Source organism: Vibrio sp. V08_P9A1T1 (genome assembly GCF_963874405.1).
In the GTDB taxonomy this organism is placed as follows: Bacteria; Pseudomonadota; Gammaproteobacteria; order Enterobacterales; family Vibrionaceae; genus Vibrio; species Vibrio anguillarum.
The window spans coordinates 1-8,732 of the sequence record NZ_CAWNIB010000049.1 but is presented as its reverse complement, the minus strand read 5'-3'; the positions used below and the strand labels follow the sequence as shown (position 1 = coordinate 8,732).

Here is an 8,732-nt window from a genome sequence, read left to right as displayed (position 1 = left end):
TTGCGGTACAGTGAGTACAATTCACGAGTGGGTTTTCTGTACAATGGAGCCTTGGGTTGCTGTTCGTTTTGAAACGTTGTGTCAAAGTATTGAGGATTTGCAACCACACTTGGTAAAAATAAGAATGAAGGCATCTGATGCAAATATAGTGACCCCATATAGTTATCAACAGGCATCGACCAGCACTGTGAAGACTTAAGTAATTTCATTGCTGCATCAGGAGAAAGTGCATAAGCTCTAGCGCCACCAAAATTATTACTTAGAAAATAGATGTCATAGTTATTTTCCTGTTCCTTCAAGAACAGTTCACTGCGATCACAAGCTTCCTCCAATCTCAAAAAGCCATATTCTTGGGTTTTAATTTTGATTAGATCAATAAAATGTATAAAGCAGGGTAATAGCTCAGCATCATCCTCCAAAACAATGATCGGCTCATTCAACTCAACACTCTTTTGCCAGAGTAGATAATGGCTCGCGTAGCAGCCCATCTCCCCTTTTGAAGGCATTTTACCACTGGTAAACCATAACCGCTTGGTATAGTCATAATTGGCAAATAAAGGGTGTGGAGGAACAACTCGACCATCAATCGCATCAAAGAACTCAAAATCTAGGCCGTAATTAGCCATTTGTTGCTCAATGGATGCTCGTCTTTCTATGCTGTTTTTAAGGCTAATAACGTAGATTTTCATCACAAAAACTCGAATTTCTATAATATGCTCGCCAATGTGCTGCACAATACTTATTCTCAGATTGAAGCGAATTAGAGCATATCTTGCCTAGCATTTGAATGTATTTGTTAGCAGAAATTGAGTTTTATCAAACGAGTGCTGTGCTAGAATGACCCAAAATAATAATGACGGTGAAAAATGAAGTTACTGATTGTGGGCCCTTCATGGGTAGGCGATATGGTGATGTCACACAGTTTATACCAACGCCTCAAGCAACAGCACCCTGATGCACAAATTGACGTTCTAGCCCCCGCTTGGTGCAAACCTATTTTGGAACGCATGCCAGAAGTTAATTGCGCGATTGAAATGTCGATTGGGCACGGCGCTTTTAATCTTGCAGGTCGATGGGCGCTCGCACAAGAGCTAAAACGCAACAATTACACTCATGCCTATGTCTTACCAAATTCGGCAAAATCAGCACTCATACCGCTATTTGCGGGTATTCCTTCTCGTACTGGCTGGAAGGGTGAGTTTCGCTACGGCTTACTTACTGATCTTCGCCCTAATCGTAAAGTGTTCCAGTATATGGTTGAACGCTATGTGGCTCTTGCTTATTCAAAAGAAAGCATGCTCGATGAAGTACAGCTAGAAAACTGCCCTCACCCTTCTTTATTAGTTGATAGCAAAGCTCAGCAATATGCCATTTCAAGATTAGGCTTATCGACAACCAAACCAATTGTCGGTTTATGCCCAGGGGCTGAGTTTGGTCCGGCTAAAAGATGGCCTGACCACTATTATGCTCAAGTTGCACAACACGCTATTGAAAGCGGCTATCAAATCTGGCTTTTTGGCTCGACCAAGGATAGCAAAGTATGTGACCTCATTCGTTCAGCACTTAGCACCGAACAACAAAAATATGCCTTTAATCTAGCTGGACAAACCTCACTTGTTGAAGCTGTGGATCTGTTGGCTGCTTGCCATACCGTCATCAGTAATGATTCAGGATTAATGCATGTCTCCGCCGCCGTAGATTGTAATATCGTCGCAATTTATGGATCAAGCTCACCGCAATACACGCCACCGCTAACTGAGCGCTTAGAAATGGTGTATACCGATATTGAATGCCGCCCATGCTTTAAGCGAACCTGCCCATTAGGGCACTTAAATTGCCTAAATCAACTGCAACCGGTGCAAGTTATTCAAGCTTTAGATAGATTTATTGGAAAAGATTCATGAAACACCTCTGGTTTGAAAAAGGGGCTTATGCCTCGAAGGCCGCGCGCCAATACTTGAATGGTTATTTTAATCCTTTAGCGATCAAGAAAATTGCCGTCATTCGCCATGCTGCGCTCGGTGATCAAGTCATTGTGCGCCCCTTTTTGATTGAAGCTCGGAAGTTCTTCCCTCATGCAGAAATAACATTAGTCACCGTTTCAAACTACCTCTATGGAACACCAGCAGAGTTAGCGGATAAAACAGTGGTAATGAAAAGCCGTGAGGATTCAAAACACTTATCACTCAAGCAAAAATGGCAAGACTACAGCCAACTGGAAGAGCAAGATATTATATTTGATGTCGCTGGGACAAATCGCTCTTACTGGATGACATTACTGACTAAAGCAAAACTCAAAGTTGGCTTTCCTTACACGCCATTTTTATGTGGCACCTTGTATAACTTGGCAGTATTTCGCTCTGACTTTCAACCAGAAGTAGAATGCATGCTCGATATGCTTAAAATCCTTGGCCACAGCCCAAGCTATCCTCTCGATTTTGCCTACCCAGACAACAGGCAACTTTGTGATTTTGAGACACCTTACCTTGTCTATTTCAGTGGAGCTTCGCAGCTGAGAAAAATCTTATCTAAGCCTGAAATGCGTGCTGTCATCGAGCAAACTATTGAGCAGCAACCCAATGTAAAACATGTCTTCCTTGAGGGAAAAAATGAGTTTGAAAAAGGTGAGTATCTACAAGATCTTGCAAAGGCTGGAAAATTAACGATTCAGCCATGCTTACCTTTAGATGAATTAGTCACGTTTATTGCGAAAGCAACGTTAGTGATTGCTCCAGACACTGGCATACGCAATGTGGCCATATCGACCCACACACCAACTGTTGGTATTTTTTACGCTACCGTCCCTTTTCGTTATACACCATTGTATGAAACACATACGATCGTGATGAATGCCAATGGTGAAAAGCCTTCTACTGAGCAAATTACTGCAGCGATTACTGCCACGTTGAAACAGCGCTCGATAACCGAAAAAAACAGATAGGATCAATCAATATGAGCCAAGTAACTGTATTAATCGCAAACCGATTAATCCGCTTGACCGGGAATATTTTTAAAATGCTCGCTTACCCATTTCATTGGGTGTTTCCAAAATTGCGTTTTACCATTCCTGCCTATTCACCAGCAAAATGGACTCGTTCTAATCGCAGTGCTATTCCACGTACAATTTGGCAAACCAACTTTACCGATCAAGCCTCCCTACCCGTTTATATTAACTACTTATTTAATCGATTAATGTCGCTCAATTGTGACTATCGCTATGTAAGTACCGAAGCCCGTGGTGAGTATTTACGAACCCACGCATCAACTGAAATCTATGATGCTTACATGCGGCTAACCAACGGCGCTGCTCAAGCCGATTTATGGCGTTTAGTAGTACTCAATAACGAAGGGGGCGTCTATATGGACATTGACGCAACTTTGGTATGGTCTCTCGATAAACTGATTGGCGATGAGCAACAAGCGGTTTACATAAAGATTGACAACAATACTCGTTTTACCAACTACTTTATCGCCTCAGCACCCAATAATAACGACCTCAGCCAAGCGATTGAAAAAGTACTGCATAACATTGAGAACTACGACCCTAAAATGGGCGTTTATTATTCAACCGGGCCTGGCGTATTTGATGAATTACTTAAAGGCAGAGAAGATCTTTGCACAAAAGATAGAAAATACGTTTGTATTCAAGGTAGTTTCACCAATGAACATTTTCAATATATAGATCGCCCTCGTTCGAAATGGACTCACATTAATCCGGATGATTTGGTAAAGAAAAAGGAACAGTAGAGTGGTGATTCGTGCTCTCTATACCTTACTTCTCTGTGTAGCGTCTCCTTTTTTAATGTGGGGCTTGTACAAAAAGCGGCCGGGCAAGCCGTGTGTTGGTGCTCGCTGGAAAGAGCATTTTGGCTTCACACCACCGCTTAAAACTAATCAATCCCCTATTTGGATCCACGCAGTATCGGTTGGAGAAACGCTTTCAGTTTCTCCACTGATAAAAGAACTCAAATCACAATATCCTGATCAGCCGATTGTTATTACCACCACAACCCCCACCGGTGCAGAGCAAGCGGCTAAATTAAAAGAGCTTGCCGAGCATAGATACATGCCCTTTGACTTTTCTTTTGCCGTTCGTGGTTTTATAAAACGGATAAAGCCAAGCCAAATGCTGATCATGGAAACAGAGTTATGGCCAAACACATTACATACGGTTTCAAAAGCAGTTATTCCTATTACTGTTATTAATGCTCGCTTATCTGAACGCTCATGTCGACGGTATGCTAAATTTCAGCCGATTTTTAATTTACTAGCATCTAACTTAACGCGTGTACTTTGCCAATATCCAGATGATGCACAGCGCTTCATTCGACTCGGATTACCTGCTGACAAAGTGACAGTCACCGGTTCGATGAAGTTTGATATCAATATCGATCAACAAACCATAGAAAAAGGCCAGCAGTTAAGGCATCAACTAGGTAAAGAACGACCAATTTGGATTGCCGCAAGCACTCACCAAGGTGAAGATGAACAAGTGTTAGCCGCTCATGCAAAAGTACTTAAAGCACACCCTAGCGCACTGCTTATGCTTGTTCCGCGCCACCCTGAGCGATTTAATGCTGTTTTTGAGTTATGTAAAACACAATTTATGAGTGTGCGGCGAACTCAAACAGAGAATAAACTCGATCCAGAAGTACAGGTCTATCTAGCTGATACTATGGGGGAGATGCTAGTACTCATGGGATCTGCTGACATTTGCTTTATGGGCGGAAGCTTAGCGGGTGACAAAGTCGGTGGGCATAATTTACTCGAGCCAGCTGCGCTTGGTTTACCCATGTTGACTGGCCCAAGTTATTACAACTTCAGTGAAATCACTCAAGCCCTCAATCAAGCCGATGCTTGTGTGATCACACAAGATGCAGAGCAAATTGCACAAATGCTTTGTGAATGGTTCACTGATAACAAACAGCGTATTCATCGCGGCAAGCAGGGTTATCAAATCGTAGAACAAAACCGTGGCGCTCTTGCCAAAACACTTGAATATTTAGATTTATAAAGAGAATACTCTTAATGAAACGACTAATTGTTGATCTTGATGGGACACTAACTCAAGCCAATACTTCCGATTATAAAAACGTCCTACCGAGAATGGATGTGATTGAACAACTGCGCAATTATAAGCAAAAGGGGTTTGAGATTGTGATTTCAACGGCGCGTAATATGCGCACTTATGAAGGTAACGTCGGTAAAATCAATATCCATACTCTTCCTATCATTACTGAGTGGCTGGATAAACACCAAGTTCCGTATGATGAAATTTTAGTGGGCAAACCTTGGTGTGGGCACGACGGCTTTTATATTGATGATCGCGCCGTGCGCCCTACCGAATTTTCCTCAATGAGTTTGGAAGAGATCCACCAACTCTTCGAGAAGGAAAAATCATGTTCCTGATAATGTCTGGTGCCTACGTCGGGCAAGAATTGGAATCTGAATTTGGGCGTATTCCACCTAGCTTTCTACCTTTAGGCAATCGTCGCCTGTTTCAGCATCAAGTCGCTTTGGCACCACAAGGCTTAAAAGTCTATCTCTCTTTGCCTGAATCTTATGCTATCTCAGAAATCGACAGTCAGTGGCTTGAACAGCATCAGGTGACGATTATCGCTACGCCTGATGGGCTGAGCCTTGGCGCTTCTTTGGTTGCTGCACTCAATATTAGTGGCCACTCACTTAATGCACCACTGCACATCCTCTACGGTGATACGCTTTTTAACCAACTTCCTGTTGGAGATGATATTGTCAGCGTTTCCACCGCGAAAGACAGTTATAACTGGGCCGTATTGACTAATGATGAAGTTGATTGGCTACAAGATGCCAACACTCCAATGAATAGCGAAAGTCAGCGGATTATCGATGGCTACTTTAAATTCAGCCGCCCACGTGAACTGGTTCGCAGTATTACACAGAGTGAGTGGCAATTTATTGCTGGTCTTAACCGCTATCATAAAAACGTAGGCTTAAGTGCCGTCAACTCGATTGGCTGGCTCGATTTTGGTCATGTGAATACTTACTATCATTCCAAAGCTGAATTCACAACTCAGCGCGCCTTTAATGAGCTCATTATAACCGCCAAATGGATTGAAAAATCGAGCATAAAGAACCAAAAAATAGCTGCTGAAGCTTACTGGTTTGACAATCTGCCGATGACAATGCGTGGTTTCATCCCACAATATTTAGGTAGTCAAAACAGCGAGGGGAAAATTTCCTATCGCTTAGAATATCTCTACCTCACTGCGCTGAATGAGTTATTCGTTTTTTCCAAGCTGCCGAGTCAAATCTGGCAAAAAATCTTAGCCAGCGCAGTGGAGTTTTTAAGCCTGTGCCTTGAGCAACCTACCGAGCCGAATGATCCCATCAATACTCTCGACATACTGTTTGCCGATAAAACCACTTTACGCCTTAACGAATTCTGTGCATCGCGGCACATCTCTTTAGAAAAAAAGTGGCAATTTGCAGGACAAGATGTCTCGCTCGCGCAAATTCTGTGTGATAGCCAAAAACATCTGCCTAATGGAGAACCCTTACTGGGCGTCTTGCACGGTGATTTTTGCTTTAGCAATATTTTGTATGACTTCAGAGCCAACAAAATTAAAACGATCGACCCTAGAGGGATGACACCTGACGGGCAGAAAACACTGTATGGTGATATCCGCTACGATTTAGCTAAGCTGAGCCATTCAATTCTTGGTTTGTATGATTGGATTATTGCCGGTTACTACCATGTTGAGATTGGCGACAAAGCGATCGAATTAAAGATTGCAGAGCAGAGCCAACATAAAGAGACGCAGCAAGGCTTTATCGAACTAATTGAACAGACTTTTGGCCTCACGGCGAAAAATCTCTACGCGATGCAAATTCAACTTTTCTTATCGATGTTGCCTTTGCATGCCGATGATCGCCGTCGTCAAGATGCCTTGTTTGCCAATGCGTTCCGTCTCCATCAAATTTTATTGAGGCTTGATCAATGATTGTGATCCCAATGGCGGGAATGAGTTCTCGCTTCTTTAAAGCCGGTTATACCCAGCCCAAATATATGCTTGAAGCCCACGGTCAAACCCTGTTTGAACACTCGGTCAGCAGCTTTGCTGCGTATTTTGCTAACACTCCGTTTCTGTTCATTGTGCGCAATGTTTACAACACTGCAGCGTTTGTGCGCGAAAAAGCCTCTCAGCTTGGCATTAAACAGTTTTACATTGCTGAATTGCATACAGAAACTCGCGGCCAAGCCGAAACGGTGACTTTAGGGTTAGAGGAATTAGCAAAGCAAGGCGTGGACTATCAAGGATCGATCACGGTGTTTAACATCGACACATTCCGCCCGAATTTTGTATTCCCTGACATTAGCCAACACAGTGATGGCTACCTAGAAGTGTTTCAGGGCAGCGGTAACAATTGGTCTTTCGCCAAACCAGAACATACCGGAAGCACCAAAGTGATCCAGACCGCGGAGAAAAACCCGATTTCCGATCTCTGTAGTACCGGGCTTTATCACTTCAATCGTAAAGAAGATTACTTGGAGGCGTATCGTGAATACGTTGCCAGACCTAGCCAAGAATGGGAGAGAGGCGAGCTATACATTGCGCCGCTCTACAATTTACTCATTCAAAAGGGGTTGAATATTCACTACCACTTGATCGCACGCCATGAGGTCATTTTTTGTGGCGTACCAGATGAATACACGGACTTTTTGAGGCAACCACAACCATGATCAAGATTGATGATGAAGCGATCACCTTTGTTGTGCAGGGGCCAGTGCAAGCCAGTGCCAGTCGCCAGCAAATCGCTGGCATCACAGAGCAATGTTTGAACTCCATACGTCGCTTTTTTCCTAAATCGACCATCATTCTGTCGACTTGGAAAGGGCAGCCGTTGGATGGCCTTGATTACGACCAAGTGTTGGAATTGGATGATCCCGGCTCAAATACCGTTTTTTATGACGGTCAGCCGCTCAAACTCAATAATAACCGTCAGATGTACAGTACCCACATGGGGCTGAAAGCGGTAAAAACGCCTTATGCGGTTAAGCTACGCACCGATAACCTGCTGACAGGTCGCCAATTTGTTGAGCTGTATGAACAATATGCCGATGTCCCCAGAGCACAGAATTATCAATTTTTGACTCAGCGGGTACTCACCAGCAGCACGTTTTTTATTTCGAGTCACTATGGGCATCCGGTTCATTTTCATAAAAGCGATCTGTTTGACTTTGGCCTGACCCGAGATCTCCTGACCATTTGGTCTGATCGCTGGATACCAGAATTACACTTTACGCTTAAGCCGGGCTACAAAGCACGCCACCCAGCAACAGAGCAAGTTTTATGTCTGAATTGGATCTCAGCGCTACTCGGTGAAGAGCACCATATCGAGAGTAAAACCTGCGATCATGCAGGGTTAGGTGAAGAGTTTTGGCCACAGTTTATAGCGAATAACTTACTGATTGATGGCCCAGAAAAACTGGGATTAGATGTGACTGAACGTTTCTATCAGCGAGGTAATCTAGCACTTGAGTATGATTTAAAAGATTGGCTGTATCTTAACCAAATAACATCAATCCCACGTGATAAGAAACGTCTGTACCGTTACTATAAAAATCAAGTTGGCCGTATACTTAAAAAGCTCCATTCTTTGATTTAAATATCACTCTCTGACTTTAATAACAATAGGGGTTAACATTTTCCTTAATTTGAGTCTAACTCCTTTTTTCAAAGTCTTAATCA

Annotated in this window: 9 protein-coding genes; 8 read left to right on the top strand and 1 reads right to left on the bottom strand. The window is 43.1% G+C overall.

Going from position 1 to position 8,732, the window contains the following annotated elements:
• Window positions 1-689: glycosyltransferase family 25 protein (locus AACT21_RS02875; protein ID WP_176430171.1), on the bottom strand; the 689-nt coding region annotated here is incomplete at its 3' end.
• 177 nt (window positions 690-866) lie between these two features.
• On the opposite strand from AACT21_RS02875, the gene waaF reads away from it, so the two are divergent.
• From waaF to AACT21_RS02835, 8 genes are read left to right on the top strand one after another with little or no spacing between them, the layout of a single operon-like run.
• A complete protein-coding gene (waaF, locus tag AACT21_RS02870; protein ID WP_094163582.1) occupies window positions 867-1,904 on the top strand; it encodes a lipopolysaccharide heptosyltransferase II in 1,038 nt (345 codons plus the stop codon).
• Window positions 1,901-2,941: a glycosyltransferase family 9 protein gene (locus AACT21_RS02865; RefSeq protein ID WP_094124907.1), complete on the top strand. Its 1,041-nt coding sequence runs from the start codon at window positions 1,901-1,903 to the stop codon at window positions 2,939-2,941. The genes waaF and AACT21_RS02865 overlap by 4 nt, the downstream gene beginning before the upstream one ends.
• An 11-nt stretch (window positions 2,942-2,952) precedes the next feature.
• On the top strand, window positions 2,953-3,747 hold the full coding sequence (locus AACT21_RS02860; protein WP_161439605.1) for a glycosyltransferase family 32 protein: 795 nt from the start codon (window positions 2,953-2,955) through the stop codon (window positions 3,745-3,747).
• A gap of 1 nt (window position 3,748) precedes the next feature.
• Entirely contained in the window at window positions 3,749-5,014 is a 1,266-nt protein-coding gene (gene waaA, locus AACT21_RS02855; protein ID WP_094163580.1) for a lipid IV(A) 3-deoxy-D-manno-octulosonic acid transferase, read from the top strand.
• A gap of 14 nt (window positions 5,015-5,028) precedes the next feature.
• Complete coding sequence (locus AACT21_RS02850) at window positions 5,029-5,409, top strand: HAD-IIIC family phosphatase (protein ID WP_088732963.1); 381 nt, start codon at window positions 5,029-5,031, stop codon at window positions 5,407-5,409.
• Complete coding sequence (locus AACT21_RS02845) at window positions 5,400-6,983, top strand: capsular biosynthesis protein (RefSeq protein ID WP_094163578.1); 1,584 nt, start codon at window positions 5,400-5,402, stop codon at window positions 6,981-6,983. Before AACT21_RS02850 ends, AACT21_RS02845 begins: the two co-directional genes overlap by 10 nt.
• Window positions 6,980-7,723, top strand: coding sequence for a glycosyltransferase family 2 protein (locus AACT21_RS02840; RefSeq protein WP_094149164.1), 744 nt, complete (start codon window positions 6,980-6,982; stop codon window positions 7,721-7,723). The genes AACT21_RS02845 and AACT21_RS02840 overlap by 4 nt, the downstream gene beginning before the upstream one ends.
• Window positions 7,720-8,649 carry a WavE lipopolysaccharide synthesis family protein gene (locus AACT21_RS02835; RefSeq protein WP_094163576.1) on the top strand — a complete coding sequence of 310 codons (930 nt, stop codon included), beginning with the start codon at window positions 7,720-7,722 and terminating at the stop codon, window positions 8,647-8,649. Before AACT21_RS02840 ends, AACT21_RS02835 begins: the two co-directional genes overlap by 4 nt.
• Window positions 8,650-8,732: the final 83 nt, after the last annotated feature.

What these genes read in the sequence shown, in the direction of transcription:
- waaF (WP_094163582.1), top strand. Translation starts at nt 867, where the DNA reads ATGAAGTTACTGATTGTGGGCCCTTCATGGGTAGGCGATATGGTGATG.
- AACT21_RS02850 (WP_088732963.1), top strand. Translation starts at nt 5,029, where the DNA reads ATGAAACGACTAATTGTTGATCTTGATGGGACACTAACTCAAGCCAAT.
- AACT21_RS02845 (WP_094163578.1), top strand. Translation starts at nt 5,400, where the DNA reads ATGTTCCTGATAATGTCTGGTGCCTACGTCGGGCAAGAATTGGAATCT.
- AACT21_RS02860 (WP_161439605.1), top strand. Translation starts at nt 2,953, where the DNA reads ATGAGCCAAGTAACTGTATTAATCGCAAACCGATTAATCCGCTTGACC.
- AACT21_RS02835 (WP_094163576.1), top strand. Translation starts at nt 7,720, where the DNA reads ATGATCAAGATTGATGATGAAGCGATCACCTTTGTTGTGCAGGGGCCA.
- AACT21_RS02840 (WP_094149164.1), top strand. Translation starts at nt 6,980, where the DNA reads ATGATTGTGATCCCAATGGCGGGAATGAGTTCTCGCTTCTTTAAAGCC.
- AACT21_RS02865 (WP_094124907.1), top strand. Translation starts at nt 1,901, where the DNA reads ATGAAACACCTCTGGTTTGAAAAAGGGGCTTATGCCTCGAAGGCCGCG.